Source organism: Cryptosporangium sp. NPDC048952 (assembly GCF_043197895.1).
In the GTDB taxonomy this organism is placed as follows: Bacteria; Actinomycetota; Actinomycetes; order Mycobacteriales; family Cryptosporangiaceae; genus Cryptosporangium.
In genome coordinates this window covers 45001-69647 of the sequence record NZ_JBICTY010000011.1, presented here as the reverse complement: position 1 = coordinate 69647, position 24647 = coordinate 45001, and the positions used below count along the sequence as shown (strand labels likewise).

Sequence of the window (24647 nt, the reverse complement as noted above, 5' to 3'; positions counted from 1 at the left end):
CCAAGTCGGCCGGGCCGGCGGGCGATGACAGGAGGAGCCCAACGTACGGCGGACACTGAGCTCTTTTTCCACCTCCTACGTCTCCGCAGGCTGGACACCGCCCGCAGTGGTCCGTCGCAGAAACTCCGTCACAGCACGTGACGGCCGACCCCAACCATCAGAGCGCCCTACCCCCTACGGCGGGTCTACCACGTGATCGAGGCCGAAGCCGCGATCGCTGAACCAAAGGTATGAGGTCATGACCGACTATTTGCTCACCACCACGACTGCGCTCGTCCGGGAGGCCGGCGCTCGCCTCCTGCGCGACTATTCTCCCGCCAGCCGGATCACCACGTCCGACGAGCTGTTCGCCACCCTTCGGCGCAACGACGCCACCGTGGCCGAGCTACTGCGGCCCGAGTTGCTCGCGTCGGTGCACGGCTCCGGCTGGGAGACCGATGAGCACGCCACCGGGCCGATGCCCGCCGGTGACCACTGGGTGGTCGACCCGGTCGGCGGCAATCTCAACCATGTCCACGGTATGACGGACTGGAACATCGGTGCCACGCTGGTCCGGGACGGTCGCCCCGAACTCGTGGTGCTCTACGCGCCGCTCTCCGACGAAATGTTCACTGCCAGGGCCGGCGGTGGCGCGTTCTGCAACGGCGAGCGCATCACGGTATCCGGGAAAACCGACCTCGCCGTGGCCCTGACCGGCACCGGCCAAGCGCGGCCCAGCCACTCCCCCGCGACGGCGCGAGGCGCTGGCGCGTCGATCGCCGCGATGATGCAGACCGCCCTCTACGTCCGCTCCTCGGTGCCCGTGGGACACCAGCTCGCCCAGGTCGCCTGCGGCCGGATGGACGTGCACTGGCAGTTGGAGAACGTACGCTCGCACATCGGCCCGGTTCTGCTCGTGCGCGAGGCCGGCGGCGAGGTGACCGACTTCGACGGCAAGCCGTGGGAGATCACCAGCACCGGTTATGTGGCCGCCGCGCCCGGCGTGCACAGCGCCGCGCTCGAGGTACTGCGGAGTGCACTTCGATGACGGTCCGCATCGCGATCCTCGGCGCCACCGGCGCGACCGGCGCACTGATGGTCACCGCTGCGCTTGCCCGCGGCTTATCGGTCACGGCGCTGGCACGTCGCCCCGACCGGGTCCCTCCTCGGGCCGGTCTCACGACGGTCGCCGCGGACGTGCTCGACCCAGAGACGGTCGCTCGCGCGGCGGCGGGACATGACGTCCTGCTGTCCGGGCTGGGCTCGTCGAACGGTGCCGGTCCCGGCACCCTGACCGCCGGCGCCCGAGCCGCCGTCGCCTCCGGGGTCGAACACATCGTCTGGCTCGGAGCGTTGGGAACCGGCCCGTCGGCCGCCTTCGCCGGAGTGCTCACCCGCACCATGATCGGCTTGATCATGAAAAACGAGCTACCCGACAAAGTGGAAGCCGACTCGATGGTCCTCACCGCAGGAGCGACGCTCTTCCACCTGGGCCCGATGAACAGCGGTCCAGCCTCTCCCGCCTGGGCCACTCTGCCTTTGGCGCAAGCCCCGAGGCGGCTGTTTCCACGCGGAGTGAGCCGGGCGACGGTCGCCGAGGCGATGGTGGACGAAGCTGTCCGCAGGCGGCTTCCAGGTCAGACGGTCACCATCATGGCGCGCTACCGCCAAACCGTAAACCCCAGTAGTGACGAGGAATAGGAACCATGGCCACCATTTCTGTCGACCGTCAGAACTCCACCGACGTCGTTCTGCACTACGAGGACCAGGGCAGCGGCCAGCCGGTCGTGCTCATCCACGGTTACCCGCTCGACGGTGACAGCTGGGAGAAGCAGCGGCGCGCTCTGCTCGAGACCGGCTACCGGGTCATCACCTACGACCGGCGTGGTTTCGGTGAGTCGTCCAAGGTCGCGGGCGGCTACGACTACGACACCTTCGCTGCGGACCTCGACACCCTGCTGACCCACCTCGACCTGCACAATGCGGTACTGGCTGGCTTCTCGATGGGTACCGGCGAGGTGGCCCGCTATGTCTCCCGGTACGGTACGGAGCGGGTGTCGAAGCTGGCGTTCCTGGCCTCGCTGGAGCCCTTCCTGCTGCGTACCGACGACAACCCGGAGGGTGTCCCGCAGAAGGTCTTCGACGGCATCGCCCAGCAAGCGCGCGACGATCGCTACGCCTGGTTCAGCGCGTTCTATGCCAACTTCTACAACCTCGACGAGACCCTCGGTAAGCGGATCTCCGAGGAAGCACTGCGCGCGAGCTGGAACACCGCGATCCGCAGCGCCCCGGTGGCGGCCTATGCGGTCGTGCCGTCGTGGCTCGAAGACTTCCGTGGCGACGTCGACGCAGTCAAGGCAGCCGGCCTGCCGACGCTGATCCTGCACGGCAGCGGCGACCGGATCCTGCCGATCGAGGCAACGGCACGCCGCTTCGCCGAACTCGTCCCGGACGCACGCTACGTCGAGATCGACGGCGCGCCCCACGGCCTGCTCTGGACGCATGCCGACGAGGTCAACGACGCTCTGCTCGCGTTCCTCACGGAGACATCCTGACCATCCGCTACTCCGTCGAAGGGGTCGACGGCCGGAAGCACCTCGCACCGTAGCTCCGGCCGCAGGGTGTTCCGGAGCCAGGTCCGAGAGCGCGGTCAGGGTGCCGTTCGAGGTGCCCCAGGCGGGGCAGCGCGACTGCGCTGCCCCGCCTGGGGCGGTGGAGAGTCGGCCGAGAGGGCGCGTCGATCGGTCGTTGGATCGCCCACCACTGGGCGGTGCGGTTCATCCGCTGGCCGCGTTGCTCACCACAGGGCCAGGACCAGGCCGGTCGCGATGAGCACCGCCGCCGTCAGGCCGTGGATGCCGAATGCGGTGGAGGGCTTCCCGCCACGCGTCAGCACGATCACCGCGTCCGCCGTGGGAGTGAGGGCCGCGGCGATCAGCGCCCAGCCGAGAGCGGCCGGACCGGTGGCCGCCCAGACCACGAGCGGGACCGCTCCGGAGGTGATGTCTCGGACGCCCTTGATGGCGGTCAGGGCGCGGACGTCATCTGCGGCGACACCGAAGTCGTGCGTCGCCCGCTGTGGTGTAAGGAGGAAGCGGGTGCCGACGACGACGATGCTGGCGCAGCCGAGGACGGCCACGATGAGCGCGGCGAGGTGCATGGCAGTTCCGTTCGCTAGATCTGTTGATTTCACCCTCCTCGCTCCGGCCCCTCCCGAAGCGGACGCAGGTGCTCCGGGCGGCAGACGCGGGGATGGCCACCCTCGTCGAGGCAGTCGCGGGTTCCGCGACTGCAAGGGGATAGCTCGCTATCGCAGGTGGCGAGAAGCCGAGATCAGTCCGTCGGGGTCAAGTGCTCGCCGGACGGTGTCGAGACGAGCTGCGACGGCGATCGGATAGGCCTCCCGAACCCGGACCTGGCCGTCGCAGAACGAGGCCGCGCTCTGGCCGGCGTCTACGGTTCGGGTGGCGGTGAGCACTCGCGAGAGCGCCGCACCGACCGCGGTGGCGGCCGCGTCGTCGTTGGCGGGACCGACGGCTTGCACTACCAGGTCCCCCGGGCAGGACGTCAGCGCTCCGGAGACGGCCGACGCGGGAGCACTCACGTGGCGCAGCTCCACCTTTGCCAGCGGCGAGTGAGGCGAGATGTCCGCCGCGGCAAGTAGAGCGAGCGCATGCGCGCCGGCCTCGGCGCGGAGCCATCGTCCGGTCCCCAGGGCGGGAACCGGGACGGGTGGGTCGAGGTGGATGGTCGCCAGTCGCTTGTCGTCGCAGGCACCCAGCGTATCGAGCGAGGGATCCGGTAGCGCTCCCAGCGCCCGGCGCAGCGTCTGCATGGCGGCCTCGCCCCCGACGGTGGCGGCGGACAGGTGCACGACGGGCTTTCCCCGCAGATCCTCCGGAATGAACGGAGCGTCCGGGGCTTTCAAGATTCCGAGTGCGCTGGTCAGAGAAGGGTCGAGGTTGGGAAGCGCGCGGCCCCAGGCCGGGATGATCGCCTCGGCGTGACCCGCGCTCCAGAGCATCAGGCCGGCCTGGAGGTCATTCGCGGGAAACAGGCGGAGCTCGAGTCGGGTCGCGATGCCGACGCCGCCTCCTCCGCGCCAAGCCCACAACACCTCGGCGTCGTGGGTGTCATCGGTGTGGAGGCGGCGACCGGTGGCGTCGATCACGTCGACGGAGAGCAGGGACGCGCTGGCCATCCCGTGGGGACGCAGCATCCAGCCGATGCCGCCAAGCGCTGTGTAGCCAGCCACGCCGACGTCGCCTGCGGTACCACCTGGCGCGAGCAAGCCGTGCCGGAACGCGGCGGCGTTGATCTTCGCGAACGTGGCACCCGGCCCGGCGCGGACCACCCGAGCCTGAGGGTCGACCTCGACGGCGTCGAGCGCGGAGAGATCGAGCAGCACGTGGTCCGGCGGGATGTCGGCGGCCGCACCATGGCCGGTGGCCTGCACCGCGATCTTCAGGCCGGCGGCGGCCGCGGCCCGCACGCAGACGGTGACATCGCCCGGGTTCTGAGCTCGCACCACGGCTAGCGGGCGCTGCACCGAACGCGCATTACGGGGCGTCGTTGCGCGCTCGTACGGCTCCGAACCGGGCGCGAAGACCCGGCCTGGCAACAGCGCGGCCCCGAAATCAGTCACGGTCCTACACCTCTGCTTTCGGACATCGTGTATATGAACGGTCCGTACAGTAACTCGCTCCGGTCTGATCGTCCATCGCGCGCCCGCCTTGTAAGCTGCGCCTGTGGTTGCGCAACCTCCCGAGGTCACACTTCGGCCGGGCCGGGGCCGACGGCCGTCCCAGCAGGTCCGCGCACGGATTCTGGCCGCAGCCGACGAACTGCTGCAGCGCGAGGGCATGGCGGGGTTCACAATGGAGGGCGTGGCCGCGCTTTCCGGTGCCAGCAAAGTGACGCTCTACAAGTGGTGGGCCACGAAAGGTGTCCTGGCGCTGGAGGCCTACTCCGCGAGCGTCAACCACATTCTGAGCATGCCGGATACCGGCGACATCGAAGCCGACGTCCTGGCGCACTTGAAGACCTTCGTGGGCCTGCTGCGGGATACGGCCGCAGGCAAGGTCACCGCCGAGCTGCTCGGCGCGGCCCAGACCGACCCCGAGATGGCCGCTGCCTTCCGCCGCATCTACCTGGAGCCACGACGGTCGATCGGCATCCGCGCTCTCCGCGCCGCCCAGGAAAGAAGGCAGATTCGCGTCGACATCGATCTCGAAGTCGTGTCCGATCAATTGTGGGGGGCCTGCATGTACAGACTCCTCACCGGGTGGCAGCCCCTGGACGATGCCTTCGCCGGAAGGCTCGTCACGAACGTCATGTGCGGCATCAAACCCGGGAACGGTCGCACCCTGCCTCCGGCCCCAGAACGTTGAACAGCAGTCAGCACCCGACGTCAACCGCCCACGAGGCGAGCAGCCGCATCGGACCGGCCGACGCACTCTCACACATCGGCGCGATCGCCGCCCACGGGTGGGGACGCCGAACGACGTCACCCTTGCCCGGGATGCGTGGTCGACCGGAGATTGCGCACCAGTTGGGCCGTCGGTAAGAGCGCTGTCACCACAGGCAAACGGCGACCGGCGTCTTCAGCGGTCGACGAGTAGCAGCTCGATGGCCTGTTCGCGGTCGGCGGCGGTGGGCAGGGTATAGCGGCGGGTGGTGCCGAGCCGGGCGTGGCCCATCAATTCGGCGACCAGCACGACGTCGGCGCCGCCGCGGAGCAGCCGGGTGCCGAAGGTGTGCCGCAGGACGTGTGGGGTGAGGCCCTCGATGCCGGCGTCCGTGCCGAGCTGGGCGATCCGCTCATCGACGCTGCGGTCCGACAGCCGGTTGCCGTAGCGGTTGAGGAACAGCGCGGTCGTCTCGCCAGCGCCGGGCCAGTCGGCGCGGTCGGCCCGCCATGCCTGCACGATCGGCCGGGGCTCGCCATGCAGCGGCACCTCGCGGAACCGGTCGCCCTTGCCGGAGCGGACGATCACCTTGCCCTTGCGGGCGCTGATCGGCACGTCGTCCTCGTCGAGCGCGGTCAGCTCGGCCACGCGGATGCCGGTGTAGAACAGCAGGTAGGCGATGGCCTTGTCCCGTGCGGAGTCCAGCTTCTCGGCCTGGCGGAGGAACCGGCGCTGCTCGGCCTCGTCGAGCGCGCGGGGCGCAGCGGCGGGGAGGTCTTCGCGGCGGGCGACGGCGTGGCCCAGGCCGAGGTGGTCGTAGAAGTGGTCCAGCGCGGTGAGCATCGCGTTGAGCGTTGACCGGCAAGATCTCCACAGTCCCCGCCCGGACGAATCCGATCCGGCCGACCTGTTCGCAGCGCAGATAGCGGCGGCACTCCGCCGCATCGAGCACCAGCAGCCCGGCGTGGTCGAGAGGACGGTCAGACGATCCGGCGGACATGAGCCCCTCTTCCCAATCGCGGATCAGCGGGTCCGAGCACCTCCAGTGTTCGGCTCACGCGCCCGTGGGAGTAGAGCACTTGGTCCCGCCGTGGGACCCGCCGGTAACCTGAGGGTCCATGGCGAGGACGGACACTTCGCGCATGATGCCGACCGCGCGGATCTGGCTGTTCTTCGCCTCCGTCTTCGTCTGGTCGACGCCGTTCTGGGCGCTCGGTGTCCTTGCCGACACGGTTTCCGAGTGCCTGCCGCTCCGGCTTCCGGTCAGCGCGCTGATGTTCGTCTGCCCGCTCCTCGCCGCCGTCTTCGTACTGCGCAGCGGCCATCAGCGGGGAGCAATGCGTACGCTCCTGCGACGCACGGTCGCCGCTCGCCCCGGCCGCACACCGTGGTGGTACGTGCCCGCGCTGCTGCTCATGCCGGGCGTCCTGGTGCTGTCGTACGCGCTGATGCGCTGGAAGGGAACCGCGGCGCCCGCCGCAACCGTGGATCTGCGGCTGCTGCCGGTGCTGGTCGCGGCATTCTTGGTCGCGGCGGCCTGCGAGGAAGCGGGGTGGACCGCGTACGCCACCGACGCGCTCCAACAGCGATTCTCTGCGCTGGTTACGGCGCTCCTCGTCGGAGCGGTGTGGGCGGTGTGGCACGTCGTGCCGTACCTTCAAGCGGGCCGCTCTGCGGCGTGGATCGGGTGGCAGTGCGTGGCGACCGTCGCGCTGCGCCTCCTCATCGTGTGGCTGTACAACACCACCGGATCCAGCGTCGCCGTCGCCTGCCTCTTCCACGCCATGATCAACGTCTCCACCGCGGTGTTCCCGGCCAACGGTTCGCACTACGATCCGGCCGTCACCGGACCGGTCCTCGTGGTGAGCGCTTTCGTCGTGACGTTTCTCTGGGGGCCTGCGACCCTGGCCCGTTACCGTTACACCCGGGCTTGAGGATTCGGCAGAGGCCGACAGGTCCTCGGCCGCCTAGCGAGACGTGCCTGCGGTCGCCATCGGGTCCCTCCCGGCTGCGGTGACGCCGTCAGCATCCACCGGTGACGCGCCGCGGACGAGGGTCGAACGTTCCGTTGATGGGCCGGTTGCTCACGGGTGGCTCAACTGTCCGAGGCCGCTGGGCCCAACAGCTTCGTCGCCAGGATCGCGGCCTGGGTGCGTCGTTGCAGCCCGAGTTTGCTGAGCAGGTGGGACACGTAGTTCTTGACGGTCTTCTCGGCGAGGAACATCTCTTCGCCGATCTGCCGGTTGGTCATGCCCTGGGCGATCAACTCGAGGATGCGCCGTTCCTGCCCGGTCAACGTCGCCAGCTCAGGCGGTGTGTGGTCGTTACCCTCCCGGATCCGGGTGAGTACCTGCTGGGTGACTGCCGGGTCGAGCAGGCTCTGCCCGGCCGCGACCCGGCGGATCGCGTCGACCAGGTCGGTGCCACGGATCTGTTTGAGCACGTAGCCCGCCGCGCCGGCCATGATCGCGCTGAACAACGCCTCGTCGTCCTGATAGGACGTCAGGATCAGCGCCTTGATCGACGGGTCGGCCGAGCGGACGTCCCGGCAGACGTCGATGCCGTTGCCGTCGGGCAGGCGGGCGTCGAGCACGGCGACGTCCGGCCGCAGGGCCGGGATGCGGCGAGCCGCCTCGGGAGCCGACCCGGATTCCCCGACCACCTCGATGTCGCCGCTGGACTCCAGCAGCGCGATCAGGCCGCGACGAACGACCTCGTGATCGTCGAGGAGATACACCCTGATCATCGATCGCTCCCAGTCCTCAGCTGCCTCGGCCACCCCACCTTCGGCCGAATTCCGAACCTACCGCCTTCTCCGGAGCGAGTCGTGACATGTCCCGGAGCCCACTGCTTCGGCTGCTCGGCTGGTTCGCTCCGCGCACAATCGGTGATGCACTCCGCGCTGATCGTGATGCGATGCGTGGCAGGTCTCGGCGCGCTCTGGACGCTCGTCGCAGTACTGACGCTAGTGGCCGCGTCCCGGGCCGACCGCCGCCGCTCACGGCTGCATCAGCCGCCGGTCCAGGGACTAGGGCACCTCACCGGGCTGAAACCCGGCACAACGGTGGCGGTGGAGGTCAGGACCGGTATCAAGACGCTGTACGCGCCGCGAACGGGAGACGAGTGCGGCTGGTTCGTCAGCCTGCGCGTGCAGCACACCCAGTCCACCGACGAGGGCGGATGGGAGATCCACCACGAGGTCGTCCTCGGGCACGACTACCTGCCGGTGCACGACGCCACTGGCACGGCCTATCTCAGCCGGCGATCCGCCCGAAGACTCCTCACTCGCAACTTCTCCGAACTCGGAAACGACGACTCATCCGTAGGGCACTACCCCATCGACCGGCACGGATACGACGAGTGGACCGCACCCGCCGACACTCCACTGTTCCTCGTCGGCCGCGGGCGATGGGGGGACGACGGCGGCCTCAGCGACACCTGGAGTCCGGTGAACTGGGGCCGCGATCACCGCGCGGAGACCCGCCGGCCATGCAGCGCGCCTTGCCTGACCCTCTGCGGCCAGCCCACCGGCGCCCAGATCCCCTGCACAGTGCTCGACCTCAGCCCGTCCGGCGGGCTCACGGAGATCCGTCGGGGCATGACCCGCGCCGACGTTCTCGACGCACTCATAGCAGACGCGACCCGCTACCGCCGCCGGGGACGTCGCCTCATGCCACCCGGGCTGGGCCTCATCGCCTCCGGTGTCCTCGGGATCCTCACCCTGACCTGGTAGGACGGCGACGATGGCTGACCCGCGTCTCGACGCGATCGCCGGCACCGCGCGGGCGTACGTCGCGCAACGGCTGCACGACCGGCTTGATCCCCCGCTGCTGGACGACGACCGGCGCGCGAGCATGCGGGCGGCGATCGCCCGGTGCTACGCCGCTACCGGGTCCCCGATGCCCGACACGATCATGTGGGCTCCCAATCCGATAGTTGGCCGGGTCGCCGCAGTCGTGCTCGCAGAGGAGTGGCGGCGACGCCGCGATCTCGCTGTCGCATCGGTCCAGCCATGGCCGGCACTCCTCGGCGCGACAGCGCTGCGGTGGCTGATCCGCGCCGTCCGCCGTTCACGGGACGGGGCAGCCTTCGTGTCGTTGTGCGCCGTCGCCGGCCTGATCGCGGGGCTTATCGTCAGCGCGCCGCTGTGGTTGCTCTGGGTGCTGGCCGCCGAGGAGGACTACGGCGCGCTCGTGAACATGACGGTGCTCGGTGCATCGGGCTGCGCGGTGATCGGCGCGCTGGCCGGGCTGCGGGAAAGCGTCGGCATCCTGCGGGCTGAGGTCACCGAGCAGCGACGCGCCGAGGCGGCCGACGCTGCGGCCGAGCTGACGGGCATGTCCTCCCGGATCGCCGGGGCGATCCTCGACGCCGAGAAGAGCCGGCTGCGCCAGCAGGACGCGCAGCTGGCGCGGGAACTGGTCGGCGAACCGATCCGCGCCGCCGTCCGGCACCTCAATTCCCTCGCGCGTTCGGCCCACGATGACACGGCGGGCACGACGGCGATGTCCCTGGTCCAGGAAACGCTGGCAGCCGCAGGCGCGACGGCGCGGCACTTCCGGCGGCACCCACCACCGAGCCTCGACGCGATCCCCGGCGTGGCCAGCGCACAGGAGACCGGGCGCATCGCCTCGCTGCTCTGGCTGATCCAGCACGGCCGCGCACGACTGGGCGCCGAGCGGCGCGCCGTGCTCCACGCGTTCGCGGAGGCGGCGCAGTACGACAGGTGGCCGCACCCGGACTTCGTCGTCGTCAGCGACAATCCCGTGGAGCTGCACGTCGAGCCCGGTCCAGACGGTGCCTACCGGCTGCACCGAGCCGATGGGCCGGCCGCGCGATGGCTGGACGGCACCGAACTGCACGCCTGGCACGGGCTGCGTGTGCCCGCGGAGCTGATCTCACCCGGCTGGCACGTGCGCATCATCCACGAGGAGACCAACAGTGAGATCCGGCGGGCAGCCATCGAGCACATGGGCTGGATGACCTACATCGAACGCGCCGGGCTGACCGTGGTCGCCACCGCCCCGGATCCCGGCAACCCGCCGCACGAGCTGGTCCTGTACGAGGACTACTTCCGGCGGCTGGGCAACGTGCGGGTGCTGGTGATGACCAACGGCAGCCCGGACCGCGACGGCAAGCCCCTGCGCTACGCCGAGCTGGCCCCGGCGTTCTTCTCCGATCCGGTGGAAGCCGCGGCGTGGCAGTACGACTGCCCGGTCGAGGTGTACCGGCAGCTCGGCCGACGCACCTGCGCCCCCACCGGGTCACGACTGTTGCCGCTGGTGCACCGACCGGTTGCGGTCAGCCGCACGTTCCTCCCACGCCAGGTCGGCCAGCTCCATCAGCCGCCGGAACTGCGCTTGTTCGGCGGCGCAGTAGACCAGCCACGCCGACGTGTCCGTGGGCGTGAGCAGGCAGCGCCCGTTCTCGGCCCGGCTGACTTTGGAACAGGACCAACGCAGATCCTCGGCCATCCGGCGGCAGGTCGCCCCGGCCGCGCGGCGCAGCGACCGCAGTTCACCGGCGAGCAGCTGGTGCGCGGTCACGGTGCCCCCTCGCCAATCGTCGAGAGTCAATGATCGGTCTCGATGACCTCGGCGGACGCGCGGCGCGGTGTTCCCGGTGCGGTGTCGTCAGCGGGCACGCCGATGCGCAGCGCGATCTGGGCGTGGCCGAGGTTGTTGAGCAGCCGGTGCAGCAGGGTCCGGGACGCCGGTATCTCGATCACGTCGGTCATCGGCGAGGCGGCCAGCCCGGAAGCTGTCGTCTCCAGCAACGCAAGGCTCGTCGCCTCGCCGGCGGCCAGCCAGTCCGCCGGTCCGTCGTGGGTGGTCCACAGCACGAGGTAGCGGGCGCCACCGTCGCGTCCGGGACCGGGCAGCAGTCCCTCGCCACCGTCCGGGAAGAATGCGCGGAGCGGAATTCGGCGGGGGGTGGCCGGGACGGTCGTCGCTGCGGGTATCCCGTCGCCGCTGCCGGCCGGGCGGTGGGTCCACTCGGCCAGCTCCGCCTGATAGGCCGGATCGTTCTGGTCCAGGTCACCGGCGCGCGCGGCGGTCACCTGGAACCGCACCATCGAGTCGCCACCCAGCTCAGCGAGGTAGACGCCGCGGGCTTCGGCCGCGGTCCGCAGCCGGTCCACGACGCCGTCGGGCACCGGCGTGTCGGTGAACGGGCGGCGGTCGGTGTGGCGGCGCGCGATCGCCTCACGCAGCCTGCTATCGGCGGGGTCGGCAGGAGTCACGGGACCGGCCAGCGCGATCCGGGCGAGGAGGTCCGGATCCGCGGTGTCAGGCAGGTAGTCGACGACGGGCTGCTGGCCGTCGGCGGCGAGACTGATGCGGGCGTGGTGCAGCGCGATGCCACAGCTGATCGTCAGCATCCGGCCTTCCGGATCGGTGACGGCCAGCTGCCGGCCGCGATCGGCTCGCAGTTCCAGCACACCGTCGCCGACCTGCCAGCGCCACGGCTGGGTGTTGAAGATCGACGGGGCGCGCGTCGCGGTCTCCGCCGCGCCGCGCAGCAAGTCCTCGGTGGTGAACGCGGTGTCGGACATCGTGCCGGTCTCCTCGGCTCGGTGCGGGTTTCGACCTCCACAATCACCGCGGAATGGGTCGAGGAGCAGAGTCGGAAGTCCCTGATGTGCCGGGCAGGATCACCTCGTGGACCGGCCGCCGTGGGGTGGGGACGTGTGCCACTCCGTAGCCGATGCGCAGCACCATCTGCGGCATGTCGCCACCGCATAGGGCGCGCAGCTGTGTCCGTGTGGTCTTCGATTCGATCGGCTGGGAGTACAGCGACGAGGTCAGTGTCGCGGCGGCGGCGCGCAGCAGCACGTGCTGCAGCGCCTGCCCGGCCCGCAGCTCGTCGTAGCGGCTGTCGGCCGTGCTGGTCAGCAACGCCAGGCACGGGTCGCTCTCGTACTGCCGGTCCGGGCTGTCGACCGGCGCGCCGAAGTCCCGCCGCCGCAGGCGTTCGTCGGGATGCGGGCGGCCGGTGAGCCGATCGAAGCGCACCCCGTCTGGCCCGCCGGACGGGCCGCGCAGCCACTGGTGGCGCTCCTGTGCGTAGCCGGGACGGTGTTCGAGTTCGTCGTCGGCCCGCTGGATCAGGTCGGACACGTCGCTGACTCCGCGCGGGTCGAGCACGGTCAGCCGGCAGGCTTCGGCAGCGGCGGCCTCGGCCAACATGGTCAGCAGCGGCACGGGGACGGGGTTGTCCAGGTAGGGGCGCCGATTGGTGTGCCGCCGGGGGACGGCGGCGGCCAGCTCCCGCTCGATCGGGGTGGCCGGGCGCTGCGCCACCGGACCGACCCGCACGACGAGGTCGTCGATTGCGGTATCTGGGTAGGTCATGGTTTCGGTGGTCCAGCCGAGCAGGGCGTAGCCAAGGCGCAGGTTGTACGTCGCGGCGCCGAGCGCGATCCGGACGCCCCAACCCGACGGGTCGGTGACGGGCAGCGCCCGGGTCGGGTCGGCGAAGACCTCGACCGCGTCGCCGGCCCGGCGGTACAACCACGGCTGCGTGTTGTGCAGCGACGGCGCGCGGATCGCCAGCCGCACCAGCTCAGCGAACCGTTCGGTGTCGAGAACCTGCGTGCTCATGATGAGCGGCCCTCGACCTCGACGGTGGTGCCGTGGGGCAGCCGAGAGGTCGCCGGGACACCGGAGTCGGCCGCGGCCACGCCGACGCGCAGCACGACGTACGGGTGCCCCTGCCAGGAGAGCAGGCGCCGCAACGCCAGCCGGGTACTGGCGACTTCGACCAGGTCGGTCATCGGCGACACCGCCAGCCCCAGGTCGGCGGCGGTCAGCCACACCGCGGAGAGCGCCTGCCCGGCGCTCAGCCAGGCGCGTCGCCCGTCCTGATCTCCCCACAGGATCAGGTACCGGGTCCCGCTGTCGTCGTCCGGCCCGGACTCGAGCGAATTCTCGGCGCCTTCGGCGGCGGGACGCAGCGGCACCGGGCGGGACGCGCTGGCCACGGTGACGTCGGTGGTCACGCCGCCGGGAGCGCCCGCGGGGCGGCGCGACCACCGTGTTGCGTCCGCGCGCACGGCGGGATCGGCCTCTTCGGCCAGCGCGGCGAGAACGGCGGTCGAGGCCAGCGGCGGCACCTGGTCGGCGCGGACTTCGTAGAGGTGCACGCCGTAGGTCAGGGCGGCCTCGGCCAGGCCTGCGACCATTGCCGCAGAAACCGGATCGGACCCGAAGGGGCGCCGGTCGGTATGCCGGCGCAACATGGTCTGGTAGCGGCGGATGTCCTCGGGGCGGATCGGCTGCGGACCGATCGGGAAGATCATCGCGAGCAGCTCCGGGTCGTCCGGGCGCGGGAGCAGGTCGACGCGGGCGGAGTATCCCTGCGCGCGCAGGCTCACCAGGGCATGGTCGAGGGCGGCGCCGCAGCTGGTGACGAGCATGCGGCTGTCGGGATCGAGGGCCGTGAGGTGGCGGCGGGAGGCGGTCCGCAGTTCGAGTGACCGCTCATGGACCACCCAGGCCCAGGGCTGCGTGTTGGGGATCGATGGAGCGCGCGAGGCCGCTGCGGCGGCCTCATCCAGAACAGCGTTCACCGGCCGCGGCTGCGGCGCGCGTGAGGCAGAGGGGTCGGACACGATGTCCTCCTAGGCGTACGCACGGTCTTGTGCTCGGCGTCCCGGCCCCCAGCGTGCGTGGAGTCCGCGGCCAGGTCTCAGGGCCGGTGGACCGCATGTTCGGGACCTTCGTCCCGATCTGACTCCCGGTCCCGGGACGCTACGTGATCACCCGCAGCGCGGCCCCGGCTGCTCGACGCGGTGCATGGCAGCGGCGAGCGCGTCGGCGACCGGCTGGGACGTGTCGACCTCGGAGGCTTCCGGCCACGGCGCGAACTCCTGCGCCAGCCGCGCAGCGATCTCAGGAGTGGCCTGCGAGGGGTCGCCGGTGCGGCGGGTGAGGCGTTCGGCCGCGAGCGCGGCCGGGGCCGCGCAGCGCAGCTCGACGAGCGTCGCACCGGCCCGGGACGCGACCACACGCGCGGCGTCGCGCTGCTCGGCGTCGGCCCAGCTGGCGTCGAGAACCACCGACTCGCCATGCCGGAGCGCATCGACGGCCCGGCCGCGCAGCGTGTCGTAGACCGCGGCGACGCGGCCCGGCTCGTAGAGCCCGGTCCGCCACGGCACCGGCCCGCCCGAGCCCACCGCGGATCCCGTCTCCTGACGGAGCCGATCCGAGCGCAGCAGAACGCCTCCGAGGGCGTCGGCCAGCCCGCCGGCCACCGTCGATTTGCCGACGCCCGGCAAGCCGCCGACCAGGATCAGCCGCGGCTCTCCCGCGCGCAGATGGGTCAGGCCGATGCCGAGCAGCCGGGTGACCTCGGCGGCGCTCGCGGCGTCGCCTTGCGCCCAGCGCAGCGCAGCGACCTTGGCCCGCATGACCGCCCGGTAGGCGACGTAGTGATGTTCGAGGGAGCTCACCCGCGGCCCACCGGCGAACTCGGCGAACCAGTGCAGGAACCGGGCAGCCTCGGCCGGAGCACCGAGGCGTTCCAGATCCATCGCCAGGCAGGCAGCGTCGTCGACTCCGTCGAGTGCGCGCAGCGCGTCGTCGAACTCCAGGCAGTCCATTGCCCGGGGCCCGTCGTCCAGGCAGAATATGTCGTCGGCGAGCAGGTCTCCGTGGCCGTCGCGGATCCGGCCCGCCGCGATCCGGTCGGCCAGCAGATCGCCGCGCCCGTCGACGTAGCGCAGGGCCCGCTCGGCGATCTCGTCGAGGACCGCGGCGTCGGCGATCCGGCCGCGGAAGGACCCCAGGGCTCTTACGTTGTCCGTCCAGCGTCGTCGCAGCGCGGCGGCGGAGCCTTCCTGGTCGATGGTCGGGGACCGCCGGGCGGTGGCGTGATGCGCGGCGAGCATCCGCGCCAGGGCGCGCAACGGATCGCGAATGTCCTCACCGGTACGCAGCAGGACCGAGAGGCGACGGTCGGCGGGCATCCGGCGCATGATCACCAGCCAGTCGCACGGCCGGCCGTCCGGGTCGCGGACCTCCGCGACGCCCAGGTAGACGTCGGGTGCGAAACGTCGGTTGAGCTCGACCTCTCGGTGGCAGGCGTGCCGGCGGGAGGCCGGCGTGGTGAAGTCGACGAACCCGAGGTCGAGCGGCTTCTTCCGCTTGTAGGCGCGGTCGCCGGCGAAGAAGACCGTGCCACAGTGCGTTTCGACCGCGGCCGCGGATATGTCTGACACGCCGATCACTCACTCCTCACACATAGACGAACTGGGTGTCGTCGTCGTCGAACGTCAGGTGGTCGACGACGCTGATGACGCCGTCGATCCGGCGGACCAGAGCGGCCACGAGTATCGCTTCACTGCGCCGCGCGAGGTGGCCGCGCAGCGAAACCACGCCGTCGGTGACTTGCACTTCGAGGATGTCCGGCGGCAGCAGCAGCGCGCGTTCGACGACGTCGCCGAGGATCTCGAGGTAAGTCTCCGCGTCGGAGCGGGTCAGGACCTTCACCACGTCGCCGCGGCTGACGATGCCGACCAGATCACCGACGCTGTCGATCACGGGAAGCCGCCGGACGCGGTGCCCTTCCAGGCGGGCGGCAGCCTCGACGATCGGCGCGTCCGGCCCAATGGTGATGGCCGGTGCGGTCATGAGCTGCGCGGCCGTCGCGGCGCGGGCTTTGGCGCGGTCGAGGTGATGCCCGCGCAGCAGGCGGGGCCACTCGTCGGTGTCGTCCTGATAGGTGATCTTGTGCAGCAGGTCGGTGAGGGTGACGACTCCGACCACTTCCCCGATCGGGTTGAGCACCGGGACGCCGGTGATGCGGTGGCTGTCGAGTACGTGCGCGACGGTCTTCGCCGGTGCCGTCACGTCCACCGTGTGAACCTTGGTGGTCATGATGTCCCTGACCGTCCGGTGCCTCATCGTGGGCTCCGATCCCGCGGCGGCCCGGAGACCGCCGCGTTTCCCGCAGGTGGTCCACCGCACCGATGTCGCTGCGCTGGACCCTCGACTTCATGGTCGGCCGCGGGTGACGCTGCGCGCAGAGTCCGAAGTCCCGGGCGATGGGAGCCCTGAGTCCTGATCTCCGTACGCCGCTGTCCCGGCGCCGCCGACGAGCGGCACCGGGACAGTGGGGTCGTCTCTCAGTCGAGGGGATCAGCGTTGCCTCGGTTGGTCGAGGTGAGCCAGGGGCTAACGTCCCGGGACTTTCGTCCGTGATCGCGCCCACCATCTGCCCTATCGGCCGCCCATCCCGACGCGCACGCTCGGATTCGACGGTAGGAGGGCCAGCGAAAGGAGTTCGTGATGACCCACCGCACGGTCAACGAAGTCATGACAGCCATCGTCTCCAGTGTCGACGCCGGTTCGTCGGTCAAGAGCATCGCCGAGCGGCTGGATTCCCACGGCATCACCGCCGTGCCGGTACTCGACGACGAGGCCAACGTCGTCGGAGTCGTGTCCCAAACCGACCTGCTGCACAAGATCACCTATCAGGACGACACCGACGAGTGGCCCCGGTTCCTGCGTCGGCACCGGACCGACCGCGCGAAGGCCGAGGGGCTCTACGCGCGGGACCTGATGACCAGTCCCGCGATCACCATCGCACCGGACATGTCGGTGGTCGAAGCCGCGCAGCAGATGGAGCGGCACAAGATCAAGCGGATGCCGGTCGTCGACGACACCGGAAAGCTGGTCGGCATCGTCAGCCGCGGCGACCTGATCCGCTTGTTCGTCCGCTCCGACGCCGCGATCCGGGACGAGGTGCAGCGCGAGGTGATCGAGCGAGTGCTGCTCTCACCGGCCGGAGTGACCGCCGAAGTCGCCGAGGGCCTCGTGACGCTCACCGGACAACTGGCACGCCGCAGCAGCACCGAGATCGCCGTCGAACTCACCCGGCGCATCGACGGCGTCATCGACGTCGTCAACGCCCTCACCTACGACGAGGACGACACCACCTACCGCGCGATGCGCGATCAGATCAGCTACCCGGCCGGCCCGTTCATCTGAACGCACCGGTCACGTGTGGGGGCCGGCAGGCACCGCCGGCCCCACGCTCGCCCGTTCAGTGGACCACCGACCCCAGGCTGCGACTTCCAGCACTGAGCACTAGGACTTCCGGCCCTACTCCGGCGGTGACCCAGCCCCGAATCTGAGAGTGCAGCGAGCGAAACCCCTACCGAATGAGGTGACGGAGATGGCCATGTCGAAGAGCTCGGAGCCGACTCGTCAGGCGCCACGATCCCCCAGTCCGACCACGCTCGATGACAAGCCACTCAACTCCTCGGTCAGGATCGACGACCAGCTGATCCGGCCAGCGCTCCCGCTGCGGATCACGCTGGCCGCCACCCGGATCGTCGTCGGCTGGACGTTCCTCTGGGCGTTCGTCGACAAGGTCTTCGGACTCGGCTACGCCACCCCATCCGGCAAAGGCTGGATCGACGGGGGCTCGCCCACCAAGGGGTTCCTCAGCGGCGCCAAAGGCCCGTTCGAGGGCATCTACCACGACCTGGCCGGCACCGCGTTCGCCAATTGGGCGTTCATGCTCGGCCTGCTCGGCATCGGCGTGGCGATGTTACTCGGGATCGGCATGCGTATCGCCGGGATCAGCGGTGCGCTGCTCTACGTCCTGATGTGGACCGCCGCGCTGCCGCCGGAGACGAATCCGGTCACCGACGACCACATCCTTGGAGCGCTCATCGTCATTGCGCTCGCTCTGACGGGCGCCGGGCGCTCCTACGGCCTGGGCACCTGGTGGCAGCGCACCGCCCTGGTGCAGAGGTTCCCCTGGCTCGCCTGAGTTCTCGTCCGCTACCCCGACGCTCAGTGGCCCGGCCCGGCGGCCGGGCCACTCGCGCTGATCACGCGGCCACCCGGGCAACGGGACCTGCGCCCCGGCACCGCGCCGGGCGTCTAGACTGACCGCGGCGCGCCGATCCGAGTCAGGAGGAGCCGCGGTGAGCACTGATGTCCCACCGGAGGCAGTCGTCAACGGGCACGATCGGCCGATTCCCTCGCTGGAACGCTTGCGCTTGGACGCCCTGCTCCGTGAGCTGATCAACCGTGCCGAAGACCTGCTCGACACCCAGTCCCGGCTGCATCGGCTGCTCGACGCCGTGGTGTCGATCGCCAGCGACCTGAGCCTGCCCGACACCCTGCGCCGCATCGTGGAACTCTCGGCCGAACTAGCCGACGCTCAGTACGCCGCGCTCGGCGTGATCAGCGCCGACCGCACGCTCAGCGCCTTCATCACCGTCGGCATCGACACCGGCACCCGCGTGGCGATCGGCGACCCGCCGCACGGCAAGGGCATCCTCGGCCTGCTGATTAACGACCCGAAGCCGATCCGCTTGCACGACCTCTCGCAGCATGCGGAGTCCTCGGGCTTCCCGCCCAACCACCCGCCGATGACCTCGTTCCTCGGCGTGCCGATCCGGGTCCGCGGCACCGTCTTCGGCAACCTGTACCTCACCGAGAAACGCGGCGGCGGTGACTTCACCGAAGAGGACGAAGACGTCGTCGTCGCGCTGGCCGCCGCGGCAGCGATCGCGATCGAGAACGCCCGCCTGTTCGAGGACACCCATCGGCGCGAACAATGGCTCGCAGCATCCACCGACGTGACCGCCGCGCTGCTACGCGGTGCCGACTTCACCGAAGCCGCCGAGCTGATCGTGGCGAAGGCGACCGAGATCGCCCACGCCGACGCCGCAGTGCTCCTACTGCGCGACAACACCACCAGCGGCTTCACGGTCCGCGGCGGCGCACCCGCGCTCGTCGGTCGGCACTACCGGCTCAACGCGCCGATCGCGGCGACCTTGGACACGGAGCGGATGCCGTACCGCCTGCCGGCCGGCAGCGAACCGTTCAGCCCGGCCGAGAAGCCGAGCCCGTTCGACGGCCCCGGCGTCCTAGTGCCTCTGCTGGCCAGCGGCCGGATCATCGGGCTGATCGCCGTGGTCCGCGCTACCGGTGGCACACCTCTGAGCGACGCCGACATCCGCATGGTCCAGTCCTTCGCCGGGCAGGCCGCCCTGGCGGTGGAATTCGGGCGCGCCGCCGCCGACCGGCAGCGGCTCGCCGTCTTCGAAGACCGCGACCGGATCGCTCGCGACCTGCACGACCTGATCATCCAGCGGCTGTTCGCGGTCGGACTCGGACTACAAGGCGTCACCGCGATGATCGGCCGCCCCGACGTCGCGGACAAGCTCACCGCATTCGTCGACGACCTGGACGACACGATCCGCGACGTCCGCAAGACGATCTTCTCACTCCAGGAGCCGGTCGACCGGCCCAGCGGCCTGCGCGGGGAAATCTTGCGCATCGTCAGCGCCGCCGCGCCCACGCTCGGCTTCGAGCCGCGGTTGCGCTTCGACGGGCCACTGGACTCCGCGGTACCCGCTGCTGCCCACCCGGATCTACTGGCCGTCCTCGGCGAGGCGCTGACCAATGTCGCAAGGCACGCGCAGGCCAGCAGCACCGACGTCACAGTCGCCGTCGACACTGATGCCCGGCAGATCAGCCTGACGGTCACCGACGACGGCATCGGCCCGGATAGCGGCAACACTCCGGGGCACGGGACCGCGAACATGGCCGCGCGGGTCCGCCGGCTGGGTGGCGCCTGCAGGCTCGAGGCGGCGCCGGGCGGCGGAGCCCGCCTGACCTGGATAGTGCCCTATTAGGGATCAGACGAGCCGGCGACCGGTCACCCGCTCCGCGGGAATGCACACGAAGTGGTCGCGGCCGTCACCGACCCAGGTGTCCAACGGCAGATCGGCGATGCGCTGCCGCTCGGCCGTGTCCGTGATTTCCGCGGCCCGCCCGACCAGGGTCACGCTCCAGCCCGTCCTCGCGGCCGCGTCGATCCGGTCGGCGTGGAAGGCCAGCACTGCCCCGTCCGCGGCCTGGGCGAGCGCGGAACCGGTCGCGACCCGGATCAGCACCGCGTCGCCGTCGAGACGAAAATTGACCGGGAGCACTTCCGGCAGGGCGTGATGGGTAAAGACGACCTGCCCCACGGGGACGCTGCCGAGCAGGGACAAGCACTCCTCACGGCTGAGCGCCACAAGTCGCCGCGACGGTGGCTCTGCGAGCGGATTCGCCATCTGTCTAGTATCGCGGCTCGTCGAGAACCGCCCAGAGTCGGAAGTCCCTTTCTCGCTCCGAGCCTGTCGATGCTTGTCTTACTGCAATACAGTCCGGCAGCATGACGCCGCCCGTCGTCCCGTCGCCTTCCGGCAGACCCGCGGCGCATCGCGACCGGTTGACGGCGCCGGCTCACCACCGATCGTGGCTGGCGCGGCGCTGGGCCCGGCTCGTCCTGGCCGTATTCCTGGGCGCGGTACTCGTGGTCGTGACGCTGTTGGTCCTCGCCCTGGTCGTTCCGGCGTGTGCCTGCGCGGATCCGCTGGACGGGCCGACGCCGCCGACAGCGAGCGCCACGCCGTGAACGACGACCCGGCGGCAACGCCGGAGCGCGGCAGCGCCGAGTGGTACGGCGCGCTGTTCACCGTGGAGTTCGCCGCCGAATCCGCGCTCTGCGCCCACGAGGAGTGCGGCGACCCGATCGAACGGCTTCCCGAATCGGCGTGGATCACCGTGCAGGACCGGTTTCCCGCTGCGGCGGGTACAGCCTGGGGCGGCCGGCGCATCGGCCGACTGCGGCTCAGCGCGGCATCTCCGCGGCCTATGAGGAGAAGCAGTTGCTGATCTCGGCCGACCTCGACGAGCCCGACGACGGAACCGCCGCCGCGCCGTAACACGCTCACCTGCCCGCCGAAGGACCCCGGCGTTTTGTGGAACGGTCTGATCAGCTCATCGACGTCACCGACCGGTAGCAGCGGACGCACCACCGGTGACCTGGCGAGTTGCGGGGCCCGCGACTAGCAGTCTCGGTATCATCGCAGCTTACGAAGGGTCGGCGGCTTCTCGCGTCGCGCCCTTCGTCAGACGGTCAAGAAGTGGCCGACCGGATCTGCGGCGGCGAGGAAACCGTGCGAATGACCCTGCGAAACGACACCGATGATGCACCCTCGTGCGTCTGGCGCGCGCAGGGCGCACTACTGCTGATCCGGCTCGCTGGACCCATCGATCTGTCCGCAGCAGGCACGCTTGACACGATGCTGCAGCAGGCCGGCACCGGATTCCGGAGGGTGCTAGTCGACTTGAGCGACGTGACGCACTTCGGCAGGACCGGCCTGGCCTTCCTGACCAGTTTGACCCGGACCGGAGCCACCGTGCAGCTGACCGGTTCCCCCGATGTCGTACCTCTCGGACAGCTGCTGACGGCGGCCGGGCTCGACAAAGCCGTGCTGTACTAATCGGTTGCATCGGAACCGTTCGGTAGCCATACCGAGAAGACGGTTCCGGTCGGGTGTCCGCTCGCGGCGGTGATCGAGCCGCCGTGCGCTTCCACGATCGCTTTGGTCACGGTAAGCCCCAGACCGGTGCCGGAGATGCCGTGCTCGAGCGCGGTGCCGGCCCGGAAGAAGCGGGTGAATAGCCGCGGGAGCTGTTCGGGGGGACTGCCGATGCCGGTATCGCACACGGCCAGTTGCACTCCACCTGGGACACGCCGCGCGGTCAGCCCGACCGTGCCGCCAGCCGGGGTGTATTTGATGGCGTTGGCCAGCAGATTATCTAGCGCTTGCCGCAGCCGTGTGGCGTCGCCCACGATGGTCAGCGACGGGGCGACGTCCGCGTTGACCTCCACATGTTTGGCTGACGCGGTCACCGCGTGGTCGGCGAGGGCTTCCTCGATCAGGTGGGTGAGCGACATCGGCCGGCGAACCAGGTCGATGTGACCGGCGTCGATCCGCGCCAGGTCGAGCAGGTCGTCCACGATCTCGCGGAGCTGCGCGCTCTTGCGGTCGATGATCTCGACCGGGTCGCGAAGCGGCGCAGGCAAGTCGGGATCCTCGAGCAGGAACTCCGCGTAGCCGCGGATCACGCCGATGGAGTTGCGCAACTCGTGACTGACCACCGCGACCAGCTCGTCCTTCGTCCGGTCGAGCTCACGCAGCTGCTTCACCTGCTGCTGCTCGGCGGCCAGCAACTGCTCGCGCTGCTCGTCCAGGCGCGGGCAGTCGGTGACGTCGGTGCAGATGCCGTCGACGAACAGCCGTGCCTCCTCCCACCGGGTCACGCCGCGTGTCCAGATCCAGCGCACCTGATCGTCGAGGCCAACAATGCGGCATTCGACCTCCGCCGAGCGTCCCGCGCAGACCGTGGTGTGAAAGGCACGGAACAGCGGCAGATCGTCCGGGTGGCCCGCTCGGCGAGCACCGCGCCCAGGTCGGTGTCGGCCGGAAGGACGTGGCCGAATATGCCGGCGCCGTTCGGACTGGCATACACCGACTTCACGCTGCCGTCCGGGCAGACCTCAACCGACCATAGATAATCGTTGACCTGCGCGATCACCCGGTCGAAGTCGCGGCGCGCGGCGGTGAGCGCGACGGCGAGGTCCTCGCTGCGGCGTCGCTCCAGAGAGCGTCCGATGCGCTCGCAGACCCGCTCGGGCATCGCGCCGACGTCCGGATGCGGCGGATCGGGCTCGGAGACGGCGAAGGTGAGGGCGCCGACCACCCTGGAGCCGCTGCGCACGGGCAGGCCGATCCAGGCGCCGCAGGCACTGACTTTGTCCTGCCCGGCGACGACCATGGCCCCCCGCCGCAAGACCTCCTCCGCAACCGCGTATCCGAACTCGGGCTCGTCGGCACGCGGCTCCGGCGCCCATCGGCCCGACAACGTCAGGTCCGGCTGTCCCCGGTCGCCTTCGGTGACCTCCCAGAACTCCCCGCGCGGCCAGCCGAGCGTGCCGGCGACTGCCGCGATCGCCGCCGCGGCGGCGGCCGGCGCCGAGGTCGCGTCCGCAAGCGCCTGGGCGACCGCTTGCTCGGTACGACGCACCTGCTCGGCGCGGTGCGCGTCGGTGACGTCATGAAGGACGACCACTGCACCGGCCCGCTCGTCACCGGACGTGTCGATCGGCCGGCCGTTGGCCACGAACCGGCGCGGCGCCAGCCCGCGAGCGGCGATCACCATCTCCTGCCCTTCGACGACTTCCCCGGCGAACGCCCGGGCCAACGGCGTGTGCCCGGCGAGCAAGGGGGTACGCCCGTCCGGTCCGAGCACGTCATAGGTCTGCAGCCACGCCTCGGCATCCAGCGGCTGGATACTACTGCCGAGCATGCGCAGCAGGGCCTGGTTGAACAACGCCAGCCGCCCGGTCCGATCGCAGGCCACGACGCCGGTGTCGAGGCTGTCGAGCAGCGCTTGCAGAAAGCTGCGCTCCTCGGCCAGCTGCCGCCGTTCCCGCTCAGCACCTCGTCGGCCGCCTTGCGGTCACCGATGTCGCGAATGAACGCGTGAAACCGGCGGCCGCCGGAATCGACGCCGATCTGCAGGGCCAGTTCCACCGGTATTTCCCGACCTCGGCGGTCGACCGCCGAGAGTTCCAGCCGGTGATCCCCCAACTGCGATTCACCAGTGACGCGCACCCGGGTGAACGCGCGATCGTGAGCGGCGCGCCACCGCTCCGGAATGATCAACGTGGTGAGATCGGCGCCGATCGCTTCCGCCGCCAGCCACCCGAACATGCGCTCCGCCGCGGAGTTCCACGCCCGGATGCGACCCGTCTCGTTAATCGAGATGAACGCGTCCAGCGCGGTGTTCAGCACCTCCTGCATGCGGGTAGCCGACAGGAGCAGTTCGGCGTTCGCCTGCCGCAGCGCGATCTCAGACTCCGCCGCCGCGGCGAGGCTGTGCAGCAGGTCGACGTCTCGCAGGCTCCAGCGCCGCGGTTGGAGATCGGCCACACAGAACGACCCGAGCACGTGCCCGTCCGCAGAATGCAGCGGGATCCCGGCGTACGCGAGGATCCCGTCCTCGCTCACCGCCGGGTTGGTGCTCACCCGGGCGTCGTGCCGGGCATCCGGGACGAGCATCGGGGTGTCCGCGGCCACGACATGGCGGCAAAACGAGTGCGACAGTGGGGTGCGCCGCTCGGCGGCCGCGGCTCCGGACAAGCCACACGCGCTCGCGAAGAACTGGTGCTCGAGCGCGACCAGCGACACCAAAGCGACCGGGGTGCCCAGCAGCTGGCTGGCCAGGGCGGTCAAGCGGTCCAGCGCCGGGGACACGGTCGTGTCCGAGAGCCCGGTGGCCGCCAGCGCACGCAGTCTCGCCGGGTCGCCCAGCCGGCCCGTCTCTTCCGCCTGCCCCTCTGCCTGCCCGCCCATCGGCGCACGGGGCCAGACCTGAGCCGATCCGGCGTCGTTGC

At 70.4% G+C, this 24647-nt stretch carries 25 protein-coding genes and 2 pseudogenes; 13 read left to right on the top strand and 14 right to left on the bottom strand.

Annotated elements, in window-relative coordinates; genetic code table 11:
- The first annotated feature begins 238 nt into the window (after positions 1-238).
- The 3 genes from ACGFY5_RS42955 to ACGFY5_RS42945 are packed head-to-tail and all read left to right on the top strand — an operon-like array spanning position 239 to position 2534.
- Entirely contained in the window at positions 239-1027 is a 789-nt protein-coding gene (locus ACGFY5_RS42955; RefSeq protein ID WP_392730569.1) for an inositol monophosphatase family protein, read from the top strand.
- Complete coding sequence (locus ACGFY5_RS42950) at positions 1024-1680, top strand: NAD(P)-dependent oxidoreductase (protein ID WP_392730566.1); 657 nt, start codon at positions 1024-1026, stop codon at positions 1678-1680. Before ACGFY5_RS42955 ends, ACGFY5_RS42950 begins: the two co-directional genes overlap by 4 nt.
- 5 nt (positions 1681-1685) lie before the next feature.
- Positions 1686-2534, top strand: a complete 849-nt coding sequence (locus ACGFY5_RS42945) for an alpha/beta fold hydrolase (protein WP_392730563.1) — start codon at positions 1686-1688, stop codon at positions 2532-2534.
- A 242-nt stretch (positions 2535-2776) separates the two neighbouring features.
- On the opposite strand, the gene ACGFY5_RS42940 is transcribed toward ACGFY5_RS42945, so the two are convergent.
- Both ACGFY5_RS42940 and ACGFY5_RS42935 read right to left on the bottom strand, forming a co-directional pair.
- The gene (locus ACGFY5_RS42940; protein WP_392730560.1) at positions 2777-3139 is read right to left on the bottom strand and encodes a DUF4267 domain-containing protein; all 363 of its coding nucleotides are present in this window, start codon (positions 3137-3139) and stop codon (positions 2777-2779) included.
- A gap of 147 nt (positions 3140-3286) precedes the next feature.
- Positions 3287-4624, bottom strand: coding sequence for an FAD-binding oxidoreductase (locus tag ACGFY5_RS42935; protein ID WP_392730558.1), 1338 nt, complete (start codon positions 4622-4624; stop codon positions 3287-3289).
- 178 nt (positions 4625-4802) lie between these two features.
- On the opposite strand from ACGFY5_RS42935, the gene ACGFY5_RS42930 reads away from it, so the two are divergent.
- Positions 4803-5369 carry a TetR/AcrR family transcriptional regulator gene (locus tag ACGFY5_RS42930; protein WP_392730706.1) on the top strand — a complete coding sequence of 189 codons (567 nt, stop codon included), beginning with the start codon at positions 4803-4805 and terminating at the stop codon, positions 5367-5369.
- A gap of 213 nt (positions 5370-5582) precedes the next feature.
- On the opposite strand, the gene ACGFY5_RS42925 is transcribed toward ACGFY5_RS42930, so the two are convergent.
- Complete coding sequence (locus ACGFY5_RS42925; protein ID WP_392730556.1) at positions 5583-6230, bottom strand: tyrosine-type recombinase/integrase; 648 nt, start codon at positions 6228-6230, stop codon at positions 5583-5585.
- Between the two features lie 299 nt (positions 6231-6529).
- Between ACGFY5_RS42925 and ACGFY5_RS42920 the strand changes: the two genes are divergently transcribed.
- On the top strand, positions 6530-7321 hold the full coding sequence (locus tag ACGFY5_RS42920; protein ID WP_392730554.1) for a CPBP family intramembrane glutamic endopeptidase: 792 nt from the start codon (positions 6530-6532) through the stop codon (positions 7319-7321).
- A 161-nt stretch (positions 7322-7482) separates the two neighbouring features.
- Here the strand turns inward: ACGFY5_RS42920 and ACGFY5_RS42915 are convergent, their stop codons facing one another.
- Positions 7483-8133 carry a response regulator gene (locus ACGFY5_RS42915; RefSeq protein WP_392730551.1) on the bottom strand — a complete coding sequence of 217 codons (651 nt, stop codon included), beginning with the start codon at positions 8131-8133 and terminating at the stop codon, positions 7483-7485.
- A 174-nt stretch (positions 8134-8307) separates the two neighbouring features.
- Here ACGFY5_RS42915 and ACGFY5_RS42910 point away from each other — a divergent pair, with 174 nt between their 5' ends.
- Entirely contained in the window at positions 8308-9120 is an 813-nt protein-coding gene (locus ACGFY5_RS42910) for a hypothetical protein (RefSeq protein WP_392730549.1), read from the top strand.
- A 10-nt stretch (positions 9121-9130) separates the two neighbouring features.
- Positions 9131-10606, top strand: a pseudogene (locus ACGFY5_RS42905) (DUF6745 domain-containing protein); the annotation flags it as partial.
- Positions 10607-10651: 45 nt separating this feature from the next.
- Here ACGFY5_RS42905 and ACGFY5_RS42900 read toward each other — a convergent pair.
- From ACGFY5_RS42900 to ACGFY5_RS42875, 6 genes are all read right to left on the bottom strand, one after another.
- Positions 10652-10861 (bottom strand): hypothetical protein, encoded by a 210-nt coding sequence (locus ACGFY5_RS42900; protein WP_392730704.1) that lies wholly within the window; start codon positions 10859-10861, stop codon positions 10652-10654.
- A 98-nt stretch (positions 10862-10959) separates the two neighbouring features.
- Positions 10960-11943, bottom strand: a complete 984-nt coding sequence (locus ACGFY5_RS42895; protein ID WP_392730547.1) for an Acg family FMN-binding oxidoreductase — start codon at positions 11941-11943, stop codon at positions 10960-10962.
- 43 nt (positions 11944-11986) lie between these two features.
- The gene (locus tag ACGFY5_RS42890; protein ID WP_392730544.1) at positions 11987-12991 is read right to left on the bottom strand and encodes an Acg family FMN-binding oxidoreductase; all 1005 of its coding nucleotides are present in this window, start codon (positions 12989-12991) and stop codon (positions 11987-11989) included.
- Positions 12988-14001, bottom strand: coding sequence for an Acg family FMN-binding oxidoreductase (locus ACGFY5_RS42885; protein ID WP_392730541.1), 1014 nt, complete (start codon positions 13999-14001; stop codon positions 12988-12990). Before ACGFY5_RS42885 ends, ACGFY5_RS42890 begins: the two co-directional genes overlap by 4 nt.
- A gap of 147 nt (positions 14002-14148) precedes the next feature.
- A complete protein-coding gene (locus ACGFY5_RS42880; protein WP_392730539.1) occupies positions 14149-15609 on the bottom strand; it encodes an AAA family ATPase in 1461 nt (486 codons plus the stop codon).
- 16 nt (positions 15610-15625) lie between these two features.
- Complete coding sequence (locus ACGFY5_RS42875; protein WP_392730535.1) at positions 15626-16267, bottom strand: CBS domain-containing protein; 642 nt, start codon at positions 16265-16267, stop codon at positions 15626-15628.
- Positions 16268-16678: 411 nt separating this feature from the next.
- On the opposite strand from ACGFY5_RS42875, the gene ACGFY5_RS42870 reads away from it, so the two are divergent.
- The 3 genes from ACGFY5_RS42870 to ACGFY5_RS42860 all read left to right on the top strand — a co-directional run bounded on the left by ACGFY5_RS42870 (position 16679) and on the right by ACGFY5_RS42860 (position 20049).
- Positions 16679-17380: a CBS domain-containing protein gene (locus ACGFY5_RS42870; protein ID WP_392730532.1), complete on the top strand. Its 702-nt coding sequence runs from the start codon at positions 16679-16681 to the stop codon at positions 17378-17380.
- A gap of 193 nt (positions 17381-17573) precedes the next feature.
- Positions 17574-18170 carry a hypothetical protein gene (locus ACGFY5_RS42865; RefSeq protein ID WP_392730529.1) on the top strand — a complete coding sequence of 199 codons (597 nt, stop codon included), beginning with the start codon at positions 17574-17576 and terminating at the stop codon, positions 18168-18170.
- A 157-nt stretch (positions 18171-18327) separates the two neighbouring features.
- Positions 18328-20049 carry a GAF domain-containing protein gene (locus ACGFY5_RS42860; protein WP_392730526.1) on the top strand — a complete coding sequence of 574 codons (1722 nt, stop codon included), beginning with the start codon at positions 18328-18330 and terminating at the stop codon, positions 20047-20049.
- Between the two features lie 3 nt (positions 20050-20052).
- Here ACGFY5_RS42860 and ACGFY5_RS42855 read toward each other — a convergent pair whose 3' ends face one another.
- A complete protein-coding gene (locus tag ACGFY5_RS42855) occupies positions 20053-20472 on the bottom strand; it encodes a pyridoxamine 5'-phosphate oxidase family protein (protein ID WP_392730525.1) in 420 nt (139 codons plus the stop codon).
- A 101-nt stretch (positions 20473-20573) separates the two neighbouring features.
- Here ACGFY5_RS42855 and ACGFY5_RS42850 point away from each other — a divergent pair, with 101 nt between their 5' ends.
- From ACGFY5_RS42850 to ACGFY5_RS42840, 3 genes are all read left to right on the top strand, one after another.
- Positions 20574-20816 carry a hypothetical protein gene (locus tag ACGFY5_RS42850; RefSeq protein ID WP_392730523.1) on the top strand — a complete coding sequence of 81 codons (243 nt, stop codon included), beginning with the start codon at positions 20574-20576 and terminating at the stop codon, positions 20814-20816.
- Positions 20813-21076 (top strand): hypothetical protein, encoded by a 264-nt coding sequence (locus tag ACGFY5_RS42845; RefSeq protein ID WP_392730521.1) that lies wholly within the window; start codon positions 20813-20815, stop codon positions 21074-21076. The genes ACGFY5_RS42850 and ACGFY5_RS42845 overlap by 4 nt, the downstream gene beginning before the upstream one ends.
- A gap of 251 nt (positions 21077-21327) precedes the next feature.
- Positions 21328-21687 carry an STAS domain-containing protein gene (locus tag ACGFY5_RS42840; protein WP_392730518.1) on the top strand — a complete coding sequence of 120 codons (360 nt, stop codon included), beginning with the start codon at positions 21328-21330 and terminating at the stop codon, positions 21685-21687.
- Here the strand turns inward: ACGFY5_RS42840 and ACGFY5_RS42835 are convergent.
- The 3 genes and pseudogenes from ACGFY5_RS42835 to ACGFY5_RS42825 form a co-directional block, all read right to left on the bottom strand.
- Positions 21684-22511 (bottom strand): sensor histidine kinase, encoded by an 828-nt coding sequence (locus ACGFY5_RS42835; RefSeq protein WP_392730516.1) that lies wholly within the window; start codon positions 22509-22511, stop codon positions 21684-21686. The genes ACGFY5_RS42840 and ACGFY5_RS42835 overlap by 4 nt on opposite strands.
- Positions 22508-23611: a hypothetical protein gene (locus ACGFY5_RS42830; protein ID WP_392730515.1), complete on the bottom strand. Its 1104-nt coding sequence runs from the start codon at positions 23609-23611 to the stop codon at positions 22508-22510. Before ACGFY5_RS42830 ends, ACGFY5_RS42835 begins: the two co-directional genes overlap by 4 nt.
- 89 nt (positions 23612-23700) lie before the next feature.
- Positions 23701-24606 (bottom strand): annotated as a pseudogene (locus ACGFY5_RS42825) (PAS domain S-box protein); the annotation flags it as partial.
- Positions 24607-24647 lie beyond the last annotated feature (41 nt).

Coding starts and splice junctions, on each gene's coding strand:
- ACGFY5_RS42955 (WP_392730569.1), top strand. CDS start 239: ATGACCGACTATTTGCTCACCACCACGACTGCGCTCGTCCGGGAGGCC.
- ACGFY5_RS42950 (WP_392730566.1), top strand. CDS start 1,024: ATGACGGTCCGCATCGCGATCCTCGGCGCCACCGGCGCGACCGGCGCA.
- ACGFY5_RS42945 (WP_392730563.1), top strand. CDS start 1,686: ATGGCCACCATTTCTGTCGACCGTCAGAACTCCACCGACGTCGTTCTG.
- ACGFY5_RS42940 (WP_392730560.1), bottom strand. CDS start 3,139: ATGCACCTCGCCGCGCTCATCGTGGCCGTCCTCGGCTGCGCCAGCATC.
- ACGFY5_RS42925 (WP_392730556.1), bottom strand. CDS start 6,230: ATGCTCACCGCGCTGGACCACTTCTACGACCACCTCGGCCTGGGCCAC.
- ACGFY5_RS42920 (WP_392730554.1), top strand. CDS start 6,530: ATGATGCCGACCGCGCGGATCTGGCTGTTCTTCGCCTCCGTCTTCGTC.
- ACGFY5_RS42915 (WP_392730551.1), bottom strand. CDS start 8,133: ATGATCAGGGTGTATCTCCTCGACGATCACGAGGTCGTTCGTCGCGGC.
- ACGFY5_RS42900 (WP_392730704.1), bottom strand. CDS start 10,861: ATGGCCGAGGATCTGCGTTGGTCCTGTTCCAAAGTCAGCCGGGCCGAG.
- ACGFY5_RS42895 (WP_392730547.1), bottom strand. CDS start 11,943: ATGTCCGACACCGCGTTCACCACCGAGGACTTGCTGCGCGGCGCGGCG.
- ACGFY5_RS42890 (WP_392730544.1), bottom strand. CDS start 12,991: ATGAGCACGCAGGTTCTCGACACCGAACGGTTCGCTGAGCTGGTGCGG.
- ACGFY5_RS42875 (WP_392730535.1), bottom strand. CDS start 16,267: ATGACCACCAAGGTTCACACGGTGGACGTGACGGCACCGGCGAAGACC.
- ACGFY5_RS42870 (WP_392730532.1), top strand. CDS start 16,679: ATGACCCACCGCACGGTCAACGAAGTCATGACAGCCATCGTCTCCAGT.
- ACGFY5_RS42865 (WP_392730529.1), top strand. CDS start 17,574: ATGTCGAAGAGCTCGGAGCCGACTCGTCAGGCGCCACGATCCCCCAGT.
- ACGFY5_RS42855 (WP_392730525.1), bottom strand. CDS start 20,472: ATGGCGAATCCGCTCGCAGAGCCACCGTCGCGGCGACTTGTGGCGCTC.
- ACGFY5_RS42850 (WP_392730523.1), top strand. CDS start 20,574: ATGACGCCGCCCGTCGTCCCGTCGCCTTCCGGCAGACCCGCGGCGCAT.